At 61.9% G+C, this 16087-nt stretch carries 13 protein-coding genes; 3 read left to right on the forward strand and 10 right to left on the reverse strand.

Features of this window, described 5'->3' with window-relative positions; all coding sequences use genetic code 11:
- Positions 1 to 413: 413 nt before the first annotated feature.
- Both WB402_RS07210 and WB402_RS07215 read right to left on the reverse strand, forming a co-directional pair.
- Positions 414 to 1514, reverse strand: coding sequence for a DUF4105 domain-containing protein (locus tag WB402_RS07210; protein WP_424206385.1), 1101 nt, complete (start codon positions 1512 to 1514; stop codon positions 414 to 416).
- A 467-nt stretch (positions 1515 to 1981) separates the two neighbouring features.
- Positions 1982 to 2818, reverse strand: a complete 837-nt coding sequence (locus WB402_RS07215) for a hypothetical protein (RefSeq protein ID WP_424206387.1) — start codon at positions 2816 to 2818, stop codon at positions 1982 to 1984.
- A gap of 324 nt (positions 2819 to 3142) precedes the next feature.
- Here WB402_RS07215 and WB402_RS07220 point away from each other — a divergent pair, with 324 nt between their 5' ends.
- Positions 3143 to 3337, forward strand: coding sequence for a hypothetical protein (locus WB402_RS07220; protein WP_424206389.1), 195 nt, complete (start codon positions 3143 to 3145; stop codon positions 3335 to 3337).
- Positions 3334 to 4014 (forward strand): potassium channel family protein, encoded by a 681-nt coding sequence (locus WB402_RS07225; RefSeq protein ID WP_424206391.1) that lies wholly within the window; start codon positions 3334 to 3336, stop codon positions 4012 to 4014. Before WB402_RS07220 ends, WB402_RS07225 begins: the two co-directional genes overlap by 4 nt.
- An 89-nt stretch (positions 4015 to 4103) precedes the next feature.
- Here the strand turns inward: WB402_RS07225 and WB402_RS07230 are convergent, their stop codons facing one another.
- From WB402_RS07230 to WB402_RS07240, 3 genes are read right to left on the reverse strand one after another with little or no spacing between them, the layout of a single operon-like run.
- Positions 4104 to 5588 carry an efflux transporter outer membrane subunit gene (locus tag WB402_RS07230; RefSeq protein ID WP_424206393.1) on the reverse strand — a complete coding sequence of 495 codons (1485 nt, stop codon included), beginning with the start codon at positions 5586 to 5588 and terminating at the stop codon, positions 4104 to 4106.
- Position 5589: 1 nt separating this feature from the next.
- Complete coding sequence (locus WB402_RS07235) at positions 5590 to 8766, reverse strand: efflux RND transporter permease subunit (protein ID WP_424206395.1); 3177 nt, start codon at positions 8764 to 8766, stop codon at positions 5590 to 5592.
- Between the two features lie 11 nt (positions 8767 to 8777).
- Positions 8778 to 9938 (reverse strand): efflux RND transporter periplasmic adaptor subunit, encoded by a 1161-nt coding sequence (locus tag WB402_RS07240; RefSeq protein ID WP_424206397.1) that lies wholly within the window; start codon positions 9936 to 9938, stop codon positions 8778 to 8780.
- Positions 9939 to 9959: 21 nt separating this feature from the next.
- On the opposite strand from WB402_RS07240, the gene WB402_RS07245 reads away from it, so the two are divergent.
- Entirely contained in the window at positions 9960 to 10103 is a 144-nt protein-coding gene (locus WB402_RS07245) for a hypothetical protein (protein WP_424206399.1), read from the forward strand.
- Between the two features lie 136 nt (positions 10104 to 10239).
- On the opposite strand, the gene WB402_RS07250 is transcribed toward WB402_RS07245, so the two are convergent.
- From WB402_RS07250 to aspT, 5 genes are all read right to left on the reverse strand, one after another.
- Positions 10240 to 10770, reverse strand: a complete 531-nt coding sequence (locus WB402_RS07250; protein ID WP_424206401.1) for a rhodanese-like domain-containing protein — start codon at positions 10768 to 10770, stop codon at positions 10240 to 10242.
- A gap of 102 nt (positions 10771 to 10872) precedes the next feature.
- Positions 10873 to 11640 (reverse strand): trimeric intracellular cation channel family protein, encoded by a 768-nt coding sequence (locus tag WB402_RS07255; protein WP_424206403.1) that lies wholly within the window; start codon positions 11638 to 11640, stop codon positions 10873 to 10875.
- Between the two features lie 242 nt (positions 11641 to 11882).
- Positions 11883 to 13064, reverse strand: a complete 1182-nt coding sequence (locus tag WB402_RS07260) for a DcaP family trimeric outer membrane transporter (RefSeq protein WP_424206405.1) — start codon at positions 13062 to 13064, stop codon at positions 11883 to 11885.
- Between the two features lie 58 nt (positions 13065 to 13122).
- The gene (glsA, locus tag WB402_RS07265; RefSeq protein ID WP_424206407.1) at positions 13123 to 14190 is read right to left on the reverse strand and encodes a glutaminase A; all 1068 of its coding nucleotides are present in this window, start codon (positions 14188 to 14190) and stop codon (positions 13123 to 13125) included.
- Between the two features lie 59 nt (positions 14191 to 14249).
- Positions 14250 to 15947 carry an aspartate-alanine antiporter gene (gene aspT, locus WB402_RS07270; protein WP_424206409.1) on the reverse strand — a complete coding sequence of 566 codons (1698 nt, stop codon included), beginning with the start codon at positions 15945 to 15947 and terminating at the stop codon, positions 14250 to 14252.
- Positions 15948 to 16087 lie beyond the last annotated feature (140 nt).

Here is a 16087-nt window from a genome sequence, read left to right on the forward strand (position 1 = left end):
GCCCAGCACCAAGCCGATGCGCGGCCGCCGCGCCGCGGACGATTCATCTGCCGCCAGGACAGTCGGTGCCGGCAACATGCACAAAACTGCCAACGCCAGGGCCGAAAGCCTGATCGCCCACCGATTCCTATTATTACTTGAGCAGACTGGTGATGTCCGCCGCATGGAACCCCTCCTTCTTATTATGTCAGAACGAACGAGCGCAGCGAGCAGGGCTTCATTATCGTCGCGTATGCTTCCGTCGTGTGCAAGCAGTTTCTCAAAGATGCCTCTATGCGTCTACGGAGACTGTGGCTAATTCCGTTCGCCCTCAGCCTGTCGAAGGGCGGTTGATGCAATTCCCTGATTCAGTGGCATCCTCTGTTCATGGTTCGACAAGCTCACCACGAACGGTGGGATTAATCAAAGCTCCCCTAATGGGAAGCGGATAACTTTGCCTCCGGCAATCCTGCACGGATTTGCCGGGAGAAATCCGCGGCCTTGTCCGCCGCCTGAGCGCGCGCGTTGACATGCGCGCGGCGCTGAAGCTCGGCGAACGGCAGACTGCTGTCGAGTCTCCCGATCTCGTACAGATATTCGGGCACGTAGCCGCTCGCCAGGATCTTCCAGGAGAGAGGCGGATGACCCGGGTTGATACGCGTATGCATCCAGATCGCGGTGGTGCAATTGGTCGTGAGCGTGTTGTACCACTCCGGCCGGTCCTTGAGAGCGTTGATCTCCTTGATGTATTGGAGAAACAAGTGGCGCGCATTCTCGATCGGGCCATACAGGCGATAGACGTAGACATCCTCCGGCGGGTCCTTGCGGTAGTTGGTGCGCAGGCGGATTACGTCGCGCTCGTCAGCCACGACATAATAGAGTTCGTACTGCCGGAAGAATCCTTCTATCGTCGAATAGGCCTCGCCGCGTTCCTTGCGCGTTTCGATGGAGATGGCAAGATGATCCCCGCCCTCGAAGTCGAAACTCAGAAAAATGTGGGCGACGGCCGGCCCCATCCAGTAGGTAGCGATAAGGTCCACCCCATCGAGCTTGCGCAGGTCGAAGGTCTTGTCGTAGTACCCGGGAGTGAAGTCGGTTTCGGTCCGGTAGTCGAAATTGCGGATGTTGTGCACCGTGATCCGGTCGCCGTCGATGCTGGCATACGGCAGGACCGCGACGTCCGGTTGCCAGTCGCGGTCGTTGGAGGGCTCGATGGCTCGCCACGACAATAGCACCACGGCGAACAACGCAAGATAAACCGTGAATGCGCGCCAGCGCCACCGCGGCAGCGCGAACCCAACAAGGCCGATCAGGGACGCCAGCGCAAACGCGGCAGCGAGTCCCGTCCGCAGGGTAAGGCTCTCGTGGTCGAAGTAATAGAGAGCCAGCACACCCCAAGCGGCCATGCAAACCAGGAGCAGCCCCACGAATACTGTGCCGGCGAGCCTGGCGATCCGTTTCAACGGCGGCGCCGGAGGCTTATTGCGGGCCACGGAAGGACCAGCGGTGTTGCTCGCACGATTGCGCACAGACATGGTCTCGCTCCACCGTCGATCAGACTGCCATTATGCTACGTACCGCTCACGCGGGAATGGCGAATGAATTCCGGCCTTAACGGGTGTCAAAATAGTTCGCAACGCCACCGGAACATATTGAGTTCCGCCTGACCTGCTAGCAAGGATACTCCTCACGCGCGGCATCAGAAATTGGACTTTGGTCTAATATGGCAATAATCTGGTCAATAGCACCTGACAAAATGAAATTTTCCGCCGGTTTATCTCGAGAGCCAGGGGACCTCTGATTGTGCCGGCTCACCGGCAGAGCAACGGTTGCGCGGGCATTCGCCGTTATTGGCGAACCGGACCAGGCATACCTAAATGTATGCAATATGGCGGGTGTTCGACCGGCAATGCCATGGTGCACGCCGCACGCAGGCAGGACGCGAGTTTATTCCTGCCTGCGCCGTGGTGGCATCGCTGAGAATAGGACCAACCGGCCACCTCTAGAATGACGCTGTCATGAACGCGATCGGCCCCTGAAAGACCATCTTCGCCGAGCCATGCCAGTTCGTATTGTCGACCGACACATCGATGTTCAGGGTGCGTGTGCCCAACCCGAAGCCGACGTTGCGAAATGGCTGATACAACACATCAATCGCCATGTTCCGGATGTCGCCCGAATAAGCACCGTACGACAACGACAGCCAGTCGGTACGCATCGACAGTGCCCACTGGTTCGTGAGGGCGAAAAGTCCGTACAGATTCACCACTGGCAGCGGCGCCAGCACGTCCGCCCCCTCCGCCCCTTGAGCCCCGGCGTTGACATCCGCCTTCATCTTAGCCACGTGCGCACCAAAGCCGAGACCCAGCTCCTTGTCGCGCGTCTTGAAGAACGAATAACCGGCGCTCAAACGAAAATCGGAGAAGTCGTACGTCGAGTCAACCGTGGCACCTTTCGTGAACGTTTGATCGCCCCAGGTGACATCCGCAGCGAGTGTCCGCGTCGCATCCCGCGAGAGACTGAAGTACTCCGCTTCCATCCGCCAACGTTCGGTAAAGCGCCAGCGGAAACCGGCGAACCCCACCAGATTCCGGTCATCGAGGCCGAGTGTGTCCTCGAAATTCACGCCCACGCCCGAACCGCCGCCGGATGGCGTCAGGAGCGCAGTGGTGGTGGTCTTTGGAGAGTAGGCACCGAGAACAAACGTAAAGGGATCGCGGAGCGCCGGATGATTCGGAATCGGCTCGCCAGGCGGCGTCGCATCCGCCGCCGCGGCAACCCCGACATGAAGGCCGCCCAACACCGTCAACACCGTAAGCCAGCATCTTGTCTGCGTCATTGGTGATCTCCTTTTTCGGTTTGGATTGCGCGTCGACTTGGGATACGACTGGAAATTGTTGCACAAAACGTGCTGCGTTAGGCATTGGGCTTTGGTCTAATACGGCAATAGTCTCGCTAATAGCACCTGACAAAATGGGATTTCCCCCTCCCCCGATTTGTCTGGAGAGCCAGGAAACCTCTGATTGTGCCGGCTCACCGGCTGAGTAACGGTTCCGCGGGCATTCACCGTTATGGGCGAACCGGACCCGGCATACCTTATATATACACTTCAGACTGACGGTGTTCCGGAAGGCGACCCAAGGCAACTCCGGTTTCGGCGCCGTTGGCCGTCCTGCAGACGGCGGACAACTGCGGTATGCTGAATTTTGAACCCACATTCGGTAACCGCTTTATGAACTGCAACCACGATCAGTCCGACCTCATTCCAGGTGTCCAGTGGCTGCGTCACTATCCAAAGGCGTGGCTGCAGCCGGACATCACGGCCGGCCTGACGACGGCCCGGGTGATTACAAAATGAAACATCGCATCGGAGATGGAATGCTGCGCTTCTGGGCCGAGGACCGTGGCCTCTCCATCTTCCTTGTACTGCTGGCCGCCGTCGTGTTCGTGCTGCCGGTGTTCGGTCGTCCCGGGCCGCTGGACTCGCTCGCCGGCGACATCACGTTCTCGGCACTGCTCGTGGCCGGCGCACTGACCTTGTCCGAGCGCCGCTGGCTGCGCTGGGCCGTGCCACCGTTCGCCGCGATCGCAGTGCTGATACGCTGGGCCGGCGTGGCCACGGGTTCCGGCGATCTCGTCGCGTGGCGCGAACTTTCCACGCTGGTGACACTCATGCTGTTCACCGCGGTGGTAATTGGACAGGTCTATCGGAGCGGTCCAGTGACGTATCACCGTATCCTGGGCGCGGTGGCCGTGTACCTGTTGCTCGGCCTCACCTGGGCCAACGCCTACGCGTTCCTGCATGAACTGCGCCCGAACGCCTTCGCCGGCTCGCTCGGCGATGGGGTCATCTCGCAGACCTGGATCTACTACAGTTTTGTCACGCTCACGACCGTGGGCTACGGTGACATCACTCCGGTGCATCCGGTGGCACGTTCACTCGCGATCGGCGAGGCACTGACGGGGCAGCTTTATCTCGCCATCACACTCGCGCGCCTGGTGTCACTGCACGTGAGTACGCGAGCGAAAAGCTGAGGCTTACAGCGAACTGCGGTTTACCCGGCGAACAGCGCTGGCATAGATGACATCCCGGGCCGTCCGCTGTTGGTTCCTAGCCGGTTTGCCTACGGCGCAACTGCGCCACCGGCGGCGCCTTGCGTGGCGGCTGCCGCGGTCGCCGGCCCCTGCGTCTGGCCGCTCGGCGTCGCCAACGGATCGGCCAGATCCAGCCAACCGCCGCCAAACGCCTTGTAGACGTTGATAAGCTCCGCGTAGCGTTCGGCCTGGGCGCGTACCGCGGCGAGCTCGGAACCGAACAGCTCGTTCTCGGCATACAGCACCTCGAGGTAGCTCGCCGTGCCGTTGTCGAAGCGCAGCCGTGACAGGCGTGCGTATTCGCGCAGGGCTTCGACCCGCTTGTCCAGCGCCACGAACTCCTCGCCTTTTTTTTGCGAACCGACCAGCGCGTCGTTGGTTTCGCGCAGCGCGTTCTGGATGACCTGCTGGTAGAAGATCAAGGCTTCACGCTGTCCGGCCTTGGCGGCCGCCACCTGGCCGGACACCGTGCCAAAGGTGAAGAGCGGGCCAGCCAAGGTCGCGGCCAGGGAGCCGCTCGCCGCCGGGGAAGTTCCGAAATCGCTCAGCGCTGTGCTCACCGAACCGGCCAGACCGGTGATCGAGAAGCTCGGAAAATAGAGCGCCTTGGCCGCTCCGATGCTGGCGTTGGCGGCGACCAGATTCTGCTCCGCCTGCAAGACGTCGGGGCGGCGCTCAAGCAACGACGCCGGGAGGTCGCCGGGCACCGGCGGCAACACGAGCTGCGCAATGATCTTGCCGCGCGGGATCGCTCCGGGATTGCGGCCGATCAGGATCGAGATCAGGTTCTCCTGCACCGCTACTTGGCGCTCGAGGGAAGGCACCGCGGCGAGCGCCTGCTGATACTGCGATTGGACCTGGGAGAGCTCGACCAGCGACACTACCCCGCCCTTATAGCGCAGTTCGAATAGCGCCAGAGTATCCGCGTAGTTCTTGGCCGTGGCGCGGGCAATCTCGAGCTGGCGGTCGAGGGCGCGCAGCCCGATGTAACTCGTCGCTACCGTCGTGACCACCGACAGGATCACGCCGCGACGCGCCTGTTCGCTCGCCATCACGTTGGCCTGCGCCGCCTCACTCAGCCGGCGCACGCGACCGAACAGATCGATCTCCCACGCCGCAGTCAGCCCGCCCTGGTAAAGGTTGTAATAGGGATCGGTGCCCGATGGCAGTGGCGTGACACCGACCTCGCTCGCGCGGTTGCGGCTCGCATCGAGGTTGTAGCCGATCTGCGGGAAGAACTGCCCGCGCGTAGTCGTGAGTGCGCCGAGAAAGCGGTCAACGCGCGCGGCGGCGATGGCAAGATCCTTGTTCTCACGCAGTGCGACATCAATGAGCTGGTTCAGGGCCGGATCATCGAACTGCTGCCACCAGCGCGTGTTGGCGACCTCCGCGGCGTAGGAATACTCGACACGCCACGCCTCTGGGGTCTCTACCACCGGACGCCGGTAGTCCGGCCCGACAGCACAGCCCGCCGTCAGCGTGATGAGCAAGATTGATAAGAGCAAACGCTTCATCTTACTTTTCCTTGCGGCGCGGTTGTGGCGCTTCAGGCGCCAGCTCACCCTGGCTGGGCGCCGCCGGCTTGCCCGCAACGAACTTCGCACTCAGGGATTCAAGCAGCCAGAAGAACAGCGGCGCAAAGAAGATCGCGACCCCGCTTGAGGCCAGAATCCCGCCGATGACTCCGGTGCCGATAGCCTGCAGGCTGTTGGCACCGGGACCGTAGGCCAGCGCGAGTGGCACGCAGCCCAGACCGAAGGCGAGCGAGGTCATTACGATTGCGCGAAAGCGCAGGCCCGCAGCCTCGATCGCCGCTTCGCGCGGCGGCATTCCGGCGCGTACACGCTCTAATGCAAACTCGCAGATCAGGATGGCATTCTTGGCGGACAGCCCCACGAGCGTAACCAGTCCCACCTGGAAGTAGACGTCGTTGTCGAGCCCGCGTATCCAGGTGAGCAGCAGCGCGCCGAGTATCGCAAAGGGTACAGTTAGCACCACCGCCACAGGCACGGTCCATTTCTCGAACTGCCCGGCGAGCAGCAGGAAAACGACGACCAGGCCGGCGACGAAAGCGATCGCGGAGGTGCCGCCCGATTCCTGCTCCATCTGTGCCTGGCCTGCCCAGGCATAGGAGAAATCGCCCGGCAGTGTTTCCCTGGCGACGGCCTCCATCGCCGCGAGGGCCTGGCCCGAGCTGTAGCCTGTGGCCGGCTCGCCGGTGATCTTCACTGCGGGGAAGCCGTTAAAGCGCTCCATCAATTTCGGCGCGGATATGTAGCGGACCGTGATGAGAGCCGACAAAGGCACCATGGCGCCGCTCTTCGAACGCACGAAAACCTTGTTGAAATCCTCCGGATTGACGCGGTAATTGGCTTCGGCCTGCACCACCACCCACCATACGCGGCTGAACTGGCTGAACTGTCCGGCGACGCTGGAGCCGAAGAAGCCCTGCATTGTCTGGAACGCGTCCTGCACCGGCACGCCGAGGACTTCAGCCTTGTTGCGGTCGAGGTCGACGAACAGCTGTTGGGTCGCGCCGCGGAAGGTGGTGGTCAGGTTGGCGAGCTCCGGTCGCTTGCGCGCTGCGGCGAGGAATGCTTCCACCGACGTGCTGGTGGCGCGCACGTCGCCCGAGCCGCGGTTCTGCATGTAGAACTCGAAGCCGCCGGTCGTACCGAGGCCGGGTATCGACGGGGGGTTCACCGCAACGACGAAGCCCTCCTTGAGTTCCGCGAACTGGCGATTGAGCCGCGGCAGCACTTTGAAGCTGAGCAAGGAAGGGTCCGTGCGCTCGTCGAAGGGCTTCAGTGAGGGGAAGAAAATCGCGGCGTTGTTGCGGTAGGTACCGTCTATCATGCTGTAGCCGTTGACCACCGCCACATCCTGCACTGCGGGCTCGCTCGCGAGTATCTTTTCCACCTTCTCCACCAGCGCCCCGACGTAGCCCTGGCTGGCGGTGTCGGGCGCCTCAACGACGATGAAGAAATAGCCCTGGTCTTCGTCGGGCACGAAGCTGCTTGGAAGGATGCTGAACATGACGATGATGCCGGCGATCACGCCGGCGAAGGCCAGCAGCGCGATCGGCCAGCCCTGAATGAGACGCGCGACGCCGGAGACGTAGCCCCGGGTAAGGCGGTTAAAGCCGTTCTCGAACCAGCGGAAGAAGCCTTTCTTCTCGCCGTGGTGGGCCCTGATGATGATGGCGGCCAGCGCCGGCGACAGGGTCAGTGCCATCAGCCCCGAAATCACCACCGAGATGGCGATGGTGATCGCAAATTGCTGGTAGAGCGTGCCGGTGATCCCGCCGAGGAAAGCCACCGGCAGGAACACCGCCACTAGCACCAGCACAATCGAGATCAGCGCGCCGGCGATCTCGCTCATTGCCCGCTTGGAGGCCTCCAGCGCCGACAGGCCGTGCTTGGTCATATTGACCTCAACGTTCTCTACCACCACGATGGCATCGTCCACCACCAGGCCGATGGCGAGGATCATGCCGAACATGGTCAGCATGTTGATCGAGAAGCCGAACAGGTGCATGCCGATGAAGGTACCGATGATAGACACCGGCACCGCAAGGATAGGGATGATGGTCGTGCGCAGCGACTGCAGGAACAGGAACACCACCGCGATCACCAGTACCACGGCCTCGATGAAGGTGTGCAATACCTTTTCGATCGAGTTGATCGTGAACAGGCTGGTATCGAGGGTGATCTTGTAGTCGAGGCCGGTGGGAAACTGCTTTTTCAGTTCCTCGAGCCGGGCGCGTACGGCGGTGGCGGTCGCTACCGCATTGGCGCCGGGCTGCTGATAGATGCCGATGGTGGTCGCGGCCTTGGCATTTACCCGGCTGGCGATTGAGTAGTCGCGCTTGGCGAGCTCGACGCGGCCGATGTCCCTGACGCGCACGATCGCCGTGCCTTCCTTGGCCGTGCGGACGATGATATTTTCGAACTCCTCCGGCTTGGTCAGCATGCCCTGCGCCGTGACGACGAAGGTCTGCAGAGTCCCCTTGGGCGAGGGCTCCGCGCCCATCTGGCCGATCCCGAAGGTCTGGTTCTGGCTCTGGATCGAAGCCGTCACATCCTGCACCGTGATGCCCAGTTGCGCCATCCGGTCGGGCCGCAGCCAGACCCGCATGGCGATATCGGGCAAACCGAATATCAGCGAGCGGTTGGCGCCGCGAACGCGCTTGAGTTCTTCCAGTACGTACAGGTTAGTGTAGTTGTCGATGTAGGTGGCGTCATAGCGGTCGTCGGGCGAGGAGATCGACACGATCATCATCAGGCTGGAGGATTGCTTCTCCACCGTCACACCCTGCTGCGACACCGCCTGGGGAATGAGTGGCAGCGCCTGGCTGACGCGGTTCTGCACATTCACCTGGTCGATGTCGGGATCGCTTCCCGGCTTGAATATGACGTTGATGATGACATTGCCGCTCGAGGAGCTGACCGAGTTGTAGTACAGCAGATTTTCGACGCCGTTGATCTGCGTCTCGATGGGCGCGGCGACCGTATTGGCGATCACCTCGGCGGTCGCGCCCGGATAACGCGCTTCCACCGTTATTTGCGGCGGCGCCATTTCCGGGTACTGCTCGATCGGGGCGACGAACATCGCGACCGCACCGCCGAGCACGATCAGGATTGAGATGACCGCCGAGAGGATCGGCCGGTCGATGAAGAAATGCGTGAACACGCGCCCCCCGTTTACTTCTTGGCCGGCTCGCCCGCGGCGGCCGTCGCCGCGCCGGGCTCGCGTATCCTGACCGGCTGGCCCGACGCGACCTTTAGCACACCCTCGACCACCACGCGGTCTCCCTTGTTCAGACCGGCCATGACCACGATGTCCTTGTCGCCCTGGTAGTCACCAACCACGATCGGGCGCACCTCTGCCGTGCCGTCCGGCTTGACCACGTATACGAGGTGGCCGTTCGGGCCTTGTTGCACGGCCAGCTGCGGAATCACAATGGCGTTCGGGCGCACCCCACCGCCCAGGATGGCAGTGACGAACATGCCGGGCTGCAGGTCCTTCTTCGGGTTGGCAATCACGGCGCGTATCATGAATGACGCGGTGTCCTGACTGAACGACGGATCCGCGAAGTTGATCTTGCCGGTGTGGGGGTAGGGCTTGCCGTCCGACAGGATGATATTGATCGTGTAATTCTGGTTCGATGGTGGCACGGCCATTCCTTTGTCCATCAGTTCGCGCCACTTTGCGAGCTGGTTCTGTGACACGCTGAACGTCACCCAGATCGGGTCGACCGCCGCAACGTAGGTCAGTTTGGCGCTTTCCGCTGTCGAGTTGATGTAGGCACCCTGTCGCTGCAGTGACCGGCCGGCGAGTCCGGTCACCGGCGAGCGGATCGAGGTGTAACCGAGATTCAGCTCGGCCTCCTTCATCTTCGCCTCGGCGGAATACACGGCGGCGGACGCGGACTCGAATTCGCCGGTCGACCTGTCCAGATCGGCGAGCGATAGCGCGTTCTGTTCGACCAGCGGCTTGACCCGGCCGAGATTCGCGCGCGCCGTGGTCAGGCGCGCCTGCTGCGCCGCAAGCTCGCCCTTGGCGGCGGCCAGCTGCGCCTCGTACGGCTTGGGATCGATTTGAAAAAGAAGCTGGCCCTGCTTGACCAGCTTGCCCTCCTCGTAGGCGATGCGGTCGAGAAAGCCCGACACGCGCGCCACGATGTCCACCTGCCGCGAGCTCTCGGTCTGCGCGACGAATGTCGGTGCAAACGGCACCGTTTGCGGTTTGACGGTAACGATCGTCACTTCAGGCGCGGGCCGCTGCGTCTGGGCCGACTCACGCGAACAGGCAACGAAGGTGATGCCAACCATGACAACCACTGGGGCAATAAGCTTCATCATGCTGGGACTCCGAGCGCGAACGTGACCGGTATGAATATGAACAGCCAGTTAATGGAAGGCTTGATTCGCATCGCAATTTCCTTCTTCTTTTCGGGGACGCAAGAAATTATATTTCACGACAGAACGAAACTCGTCGATGGCCACATCGCCTTCGCACCGCTGTGAGGCACAAATTTAACGCAGCTGGAACCATGTGTTCCGCAACGCATCTCCCGTATGCGTCTATTGCAGATTGCGATTGGCCGCACCTTCTTTGAACGCTCGGAACTCATCGCAGGAAGTCCCGCAAAGAGCAGGTCCATCAGTTCATAGACGGGCGTACTTCATACTCCTCCTTGAGTTCCTTGTTGTACTTCAAGACCTTGATCTCACCGAAGTCCTTGCTGAACAGCGGATAGCCCTTTTCGGCCCAGTCTGCGATGCCGCCTTTGACGAGGTAGACGTTCTTGTAGCCGTAGCGGTAGAGGAAGGAAGTGAAATACGTGGCCCGGTGCTGGGTGCGGCAGAAGACCCAGATCTCGGTATTCGGGTCAGGCCAGGTCTTTGGCACAAGATAAGGGTGACCGGAACTGATGTTGTTTGATCCGTCGAGGTGTCCGGCATAAAACTCTGCGTACGAGCGGATGTCGAGAATGATGGCCTTGCTCTTCTTAGCCTGGACCTCCTGCCACTTCTTGTAGAGATCGTCAACAGAAGCGACGCGGTCCTTCGGAATAAGTGCCGATAGTTCTGCAAAGACCTTCTTCTCTTCGTCCGCAGGTGCCGCGAGGGTAATCGTGGGAATAAACAGAATCGTGACAGCGGCGAGACTCCACAGCCATGTTGAGTTCATCGTTGCTTCCTCCTTTCAAGTTAAGGCATTAACGATACGTAACTTCAAGTAGCCTAACGCAAAAGTCATTGATGCAAATCAAACCATCATATTTCGCGTCGTTCACTCCTTGTCGCCGCCATGCTCCTGTTCCTGCTTGCGGGCCTCGTCGTCGGACATGCTGGTCTCCTTACCGTGACCGGCGAACCACGGACGCACCGCCTTGGTCTGCCAGTTGAACCAGATGGTCAGCACCCTGAATAAAAACGTCACGCCGATGGCGATGAGCGCGGACTGCGGGGCCGACAACCGCGTTCCGAGGATCAGGCCCACAAACAGGACGCTGCCGAACACAGCCGCCAGAACATAGAACTGGCCGGGTTTCAGCATCAGCGGCTCGACGCGCACGATGATGTCGCGCAGCAGCCCGCCGCCGACGGCATTGATGGTCCCGACCATGATGGCGGCCGGGAGGCTCATGCTCGCGGCCAGCGCCTTCTGCACGCCAACCACGGCGTACGCGCCGAGCCCCAAGGCATCGATATAGGCGATGGGTTTCTGGAAGCGCTCGATGAACCCGCCGATCGCCATGCCCACGAAACTGGCCAGCAGGACAGCGACCAAATAGCGGCCGTCGGCGACGATTGCCGGCGGACCCTGCTGGATGAACAGGCCGTCGCGGATCAGCGCGCCGCCGACACCGGTCACGAACGCCATGATGAACAGGCCGACGAAATCGTAGCCGCGGCGAATCGCCGCCAGCGCCCCGGTGAGCGCGAAGAAAAACACCGCGCCCAGGTCGAAGATCACCGGGAGCTCGAACATCCCCCGCAGCGGATGCGCCTCCAGCAGGAGGTCGTGCCACAGCGCTTTGATCCAGTCGATATCCATCGGTCGGTGGATGAACCTGTAGTACTCTCGCCAGCCGCCGGCCGCGGCGGTCGGGCCCGGTCATTCAGCTGGCTTCTGGCGACGCCCGGAATGCCGGACAGCACGCGGGCGTCTCGTCACCGGCCGCCATGCAATCCGGTGTCCCGGAACCGTGGTGTTCGTGGAGGGCGGAAATACCACCCGCTCGCCATTACGCGGTACGCCGATCCGGGCAGGTTCCCGGCATCCTGCCCGGTTCGCGGCTAGAAGTTGTACTTGGCCGAGAACTGGATACGGGTGTCGCTGCCGGTGTCGCCATTGTTGTTTTCGCGCTCGCCCCACAGCAGCTCCCCGCCGACCAGTATGTTCTTCGCCGGATAGTGCAGCAGGTTCGCCGACATATACTGGCCCTTGCTGTATGCGTTTGCCAGTTGTCCGCCGGAATTGTCTTGCGACGTTTCACTGTAGCCGACCGAACTGCTCCACTTGGCATCCCAGTAGTGGTCGTAATACAGGAGCACTCCGAGGATCGGCAACGCTTCGGCGTTACCGTTACCGTCGGGCGCCAGATCATTGCCACCATCGTTGAAGTAGTTCGCGATACCATGGCCGTAGGCGACCTGCATCAGCAAATTGTCCTTCCCCACGGTATGGATGGCGCTGCTCATGTTGATGCCCCAGCCGGTCTCGTGGCCCGACACGCTTTGGTCGGGTGTATCGAAACCGAGCCAACGCAGAATGCCGGCGGCCTGGACGTGGCCCCAGCCCCCATCCATGCGGAGCTGACCAGTCACGTCCGGATACCTGTTCCAGCTATTTACCGCGAGCGTGGGATCGATCACGGTAGCTTGCCCGGCGTCAATGGCCGAGCCCGGAGCCTCAAGCGCGACCGCGGCCTTCATCCCGTCCTGCTTCAAGAACGTCCAGCGCCCCTGGATATTGCGGAAGAAGATCATGCCGGTCGGCCCCCAGTAGTCGATGGTGTTGGGGAACACGTCTCCGTCCATGAACAGGCTGTTGGTCTGCCCCGCCAGGAATTGGCCGATCTCGCCGTAGGCATGGCGCAACCGGATCGTGGTTTTGCCTGCATCCGGACCGACGCCGAACATGTCGAACTCGAACTTCGTCTTGAGTTCGCCCAGCTCGGTGGGGATAAAGCCGTTAAAGCCCAAACGGGACTGGCGAATGCTGAAGACGGTTTCGCCATCCTCGCCGCAACCCGGATCGCCCGGGCAGTTCACCGGTATCCTGGAAGGACGCAGCGTGGAGTTCCAGGAGGGATCCATACGATCGAAGTCGTAGATGGCGTCCGTCTGGATAAACCCGTAGATCTCCAAGCCCGCCTTGTCCCCGGGCGCGGCCTGGACTGTCGCGGCAGCGCCGATGACTGCCAGCGCTGCGGTGCTGACCGCCAGGATTCGGGGTATGTATCTGGTCGTTTTCATAGAGTTTCTCCTGTCAGAAAAATTATCGGTTGTGCAGGGACGGCACTTCGCCCGGCACTCACTTGCCGGAACCAAACAGGTTCAGGCCGAGCTGCTCGACGATCTGGTTGATGGCCTTGGCGGAACGGACGCTGTTGCCGGCATCGTTCACGCGCGGCGAAAAGGCGACGATCGCCATCTCGCCGGGCACAATGGCGACAATGCCGCCGCCGACACCGGTCTTGGCCGGCAGGCCGGTGGTATAGGCCCAGTCGCCGGATTCGTTGTAGAAGCCGGCCATCATCATGATCGCCAGCACCTTGGGCACGTACTTGGCATCCAACACCCGCTTGCCGGTCACCGGGTTGACACCACCGTTGGCCAGGGTCGCACCCATGATCCCGAGCTGCTTGGCGGTCACGCCGATCGAGCACTGCTTGGTGTAGACGTCCACCGCTTCCATCGGATCGGAATAGATCCGCTCAGAGGCCGCGAGGATGTAGCCGTGCGCGCGATTGCGCTGGTTGGTGGCGGCCTCGGACTTGTAAACGCTGTCGATCACCGTCAGCTTGGCGCCCGACAGCTCATCGAAGAAGCCGAGGATCTTGTTGAAGCGCTCGTCGGCGTTCGTGGCCTGCACCATGCTCACCGAGGCGATCGCGCCGGAGTTGACCAGCGGGTTCACCGAGACCTGCGGGATGATCTGGGTCGCGAGGATCGAGTTGAACTTCTGCCCCGTCGGTTCGACGCCAATTTTTTCCTTGATCGCGTCGGCGCCCTGCTCCTGCATGACCAGCGCCGCGGTGAATGGCTTGGACACCGACTGGATCGAGAACGCATAGTCCACGTCGCCGGCCGTGTACACCTTGCCCTTGGCGGTGACAATCACGACACCGAACAGCTCCGAGGGAACCTTCGCCAGCTCGGGAATGTAATCGGCGTTCTTGCCGCTCTGGTCGTCCTTGAACTTGTCGTACGCCGCCTTCACGACCGATTGCAGATCCTTGGGCATCGGGCCGCGCGCGTGAGCCGCGCCGATACCGAACACCAGCGCGATGACCACGACGCCCACCGTCCGGCCGAACCCGCGCCCGACACGCGACCGGGTTTGTGGCGTTGCGCCGCACTGACTGATTGCTGTGTTCATAAACTACTCCTCCAAGTTGACATTGAAATCAGGAACAACTCCCGAACCGCCGTACCGATTCATCCGAACTGCACCCGCATCATCACCAGAAATCCGCCCCACATGGTGAGCAGAATATTGGCCAAGGCATACGGCACGGTGTAGCCGAGCACCGGCGTCTGGCTGCCGGCCTTTTCCTGCACAGCGACCAGCGCCGGAGTCAGAGTCTGGGTGCCGGCGATGGCGCCGATCAGCATTATCGGCGACATGCGCAGCACGTAATGTCCGAAACCGAAGGCGATGAACAGCGGCACCAGCGTCACCACCACCCCGCCGAGCAGCAGCCGCGCACCGGACTCGCGCACCGCGTCGATAAATACCGGTCCGGCATGCAGGCCGATCACAGCCACGAACCCGGCCAGGCCGAGCTGGGTCATCAGGTTGATCGAGGCATCCGGGATCTTTCCGACTATGGGTTTCACCGAGTACAGCCAGCCGAAAAACAGACCGGCCACCAGCACGCCGACGCTGGTCGACAGCGACAGCTTCAACGCGCCCACCATGAGGTACGGTAGACCGATATACGCGCCAATGACGATGGCGAGGGCGACCAGCATGAGGTTGGTGGTGGTCGTCGGTATTTCGATTTGGCCGATTTCCCGCGCGGCGCGCGCGACTGTCGGCTGCGGCCCGATCAGCTCGATGACGTCGCCGCGATCCAGAACCGTGGCCGGCGACACCGGAATGTCCTGACTGCCGCGCGTCACCTTGCGCACCCCGACGCCGCGCGCCGGCGGCCAGCTGACCAACTCGCCGAAGCTGCGTTGGGTGATTTCGCGGTTGGTGACGATGACCCGCGCAATCTCGACCGGGAAATCGAGCAACTCGGGGTCGTGGAGCTCGGCACCGATGCGCGGCCCGTACTCGAGCACCATTTCGCTGCGGCCATGCAGGCTGACGACGTCGCCGCGCTCGATGCGCGTGTCCGGATCGACGCTGATGATCCGCTCGCCGCGGCGCAGGCGCTCGACGAACATGCGGCCATCCGGCCGGATCACCTCCAACTCGGCGGCGCGCTTGCCGATGTATTCGGGGGCGTCGACGCGATGTGCTCGGAATGCGAACTGTTGATAGGCCGAGGTGACGTTCGGGGCAATCCGCTTGATGCCGAGTCTGGCTTCGAGTGCCGCGGCCTCCTTCTTGAGATCGATGCGCAGCAGGCGTGGTACCAGGGAGGTCAGGAAAACGATGGGGGCAACCACACCGAATACGTAAGTCAGCGCGTCGGCCACGGCGATATGGCTGACCAGCGTCTGCCGTTCGGCCTCGGTCATGGACGACGGCAGCACCATGATCACCTCGGTGGCGGTGCCGATGGCGGCCGACTGGGTCAGGCCGCCCGACAGCAGCCCGGCGGACATGCCGAGATCCAGGCCGAGCAGCCGCGCCATCGCGTACGCGATGCCGAGCGCGGCGATGCAATGCACGAGGGTGAAGGCCAGCGCCCGCAATCCATCACCCTTCAGGGAACGGAAGAACTGCGGACCGACCGAGTAGCCGGTGCCAAACAGGAACAGCATGAACAGCACCGACTTGACCTGACCCGGGACCTCCACGTGCGCCTGGCCGATCAGCAGCGCCGCCACCAGCGAGCCGGTGACGCCGCCGAGGCTGAAGCCGGCGATCTTGCGGGAACCGATCCAGTACCCGAGGCCGATCGCCAGAAACAACGCCAGCTCCGGATTGCTGCGCAGACCCGCCAGAAACCAATCGATCATAGTTTCTCAATTCCCCAGTTCCTCTGTTAATCGTCGCCCGCCATACCGCCGTCGAACGACGCCTTCCGGATTCGGGCCCGGGAAAACATTCCGGGCCGCTCAGCCGGGCTCTCGGTTCAATACTTCACAAACATCTCCTG

The sequence above is a fragment of the Sulfuricaulis sp. genome (assembly GCF_049587675.1).
GTDB lineage: Bacteria > Pseudomonadota > Gammaproteobacteria > Acidiferrobacterales > Sulfurifustaceae > Sulfuricaulis.

Coding starts and splice junctions, on each gene's coding strand:
- WB402_RS07210 (WP_424206385.1), bottom strand. CDS start 1,514: ATGTCTGTGCGCAATCGTGCGAGCAACACCGCTGGTCCTTCCGTGGCC.
- WB402_RS07215 (WP_424206387.1), bottom strand. CDS start 2,818: ATGACGCAGACAAGATGCTGGCTTACGGTGTTGACGGTGTTGGGCGGC.
- WB402_RS07225 (WP_424206391.1), top strand. CDS start 3,334: ATGAAACATCGCATCGGAGATGGAATGCTGCGCTTCTGGGCCGAGGAC.
- WB402_RS07230 (WP_424206393.1), bottom strand. CDS start 5,588: ATGAAGCGTTTGCTCTTATCAATCTTGCTCATCACGCTGACGGCGGGC.
- WB402_RS07240 (WP_424206397.1), bottom strand. CDS start 9,938: ATGATGAAGCTTATTGCCCCAGTGGTTGTCATGGTTGGCATCACCTTC.
- WB402_RS07250 (WP_424206401.1), bottom strand. CDS start 10,770: ATGAACTCAACATGGCTGTGGAGTCTCGCCGCTGTCACGATTCTGTTT.
- WB402_RS07255 (WP_424206403.1), bottom strand. CDS start 11,640: ATGGATATCGACTGGATCAAAGCGCTGTGGCACGACCTCCTGCTGGAG.
- WB402_RS07260 (WP_424206405.1), bottom strand. CDS start 13,064: ATGAAAACGACCAGATACATACCCCGAATCCTGGCGGTCAGCACCGCA.
- glsA (WP_424206407.1), bottom strand. CDS start 14,190: ATGAACACAGCAATCAGTCAGTGCGGCGCAACGCCACAAACCCGGTCG.
- aspT (WP_424206409.1), bottom strand. CDS start 15,947: ATGATCGATTGGTTTCTGGCGGGTCTGCGCAGCAATCCGGAGCTGGCG.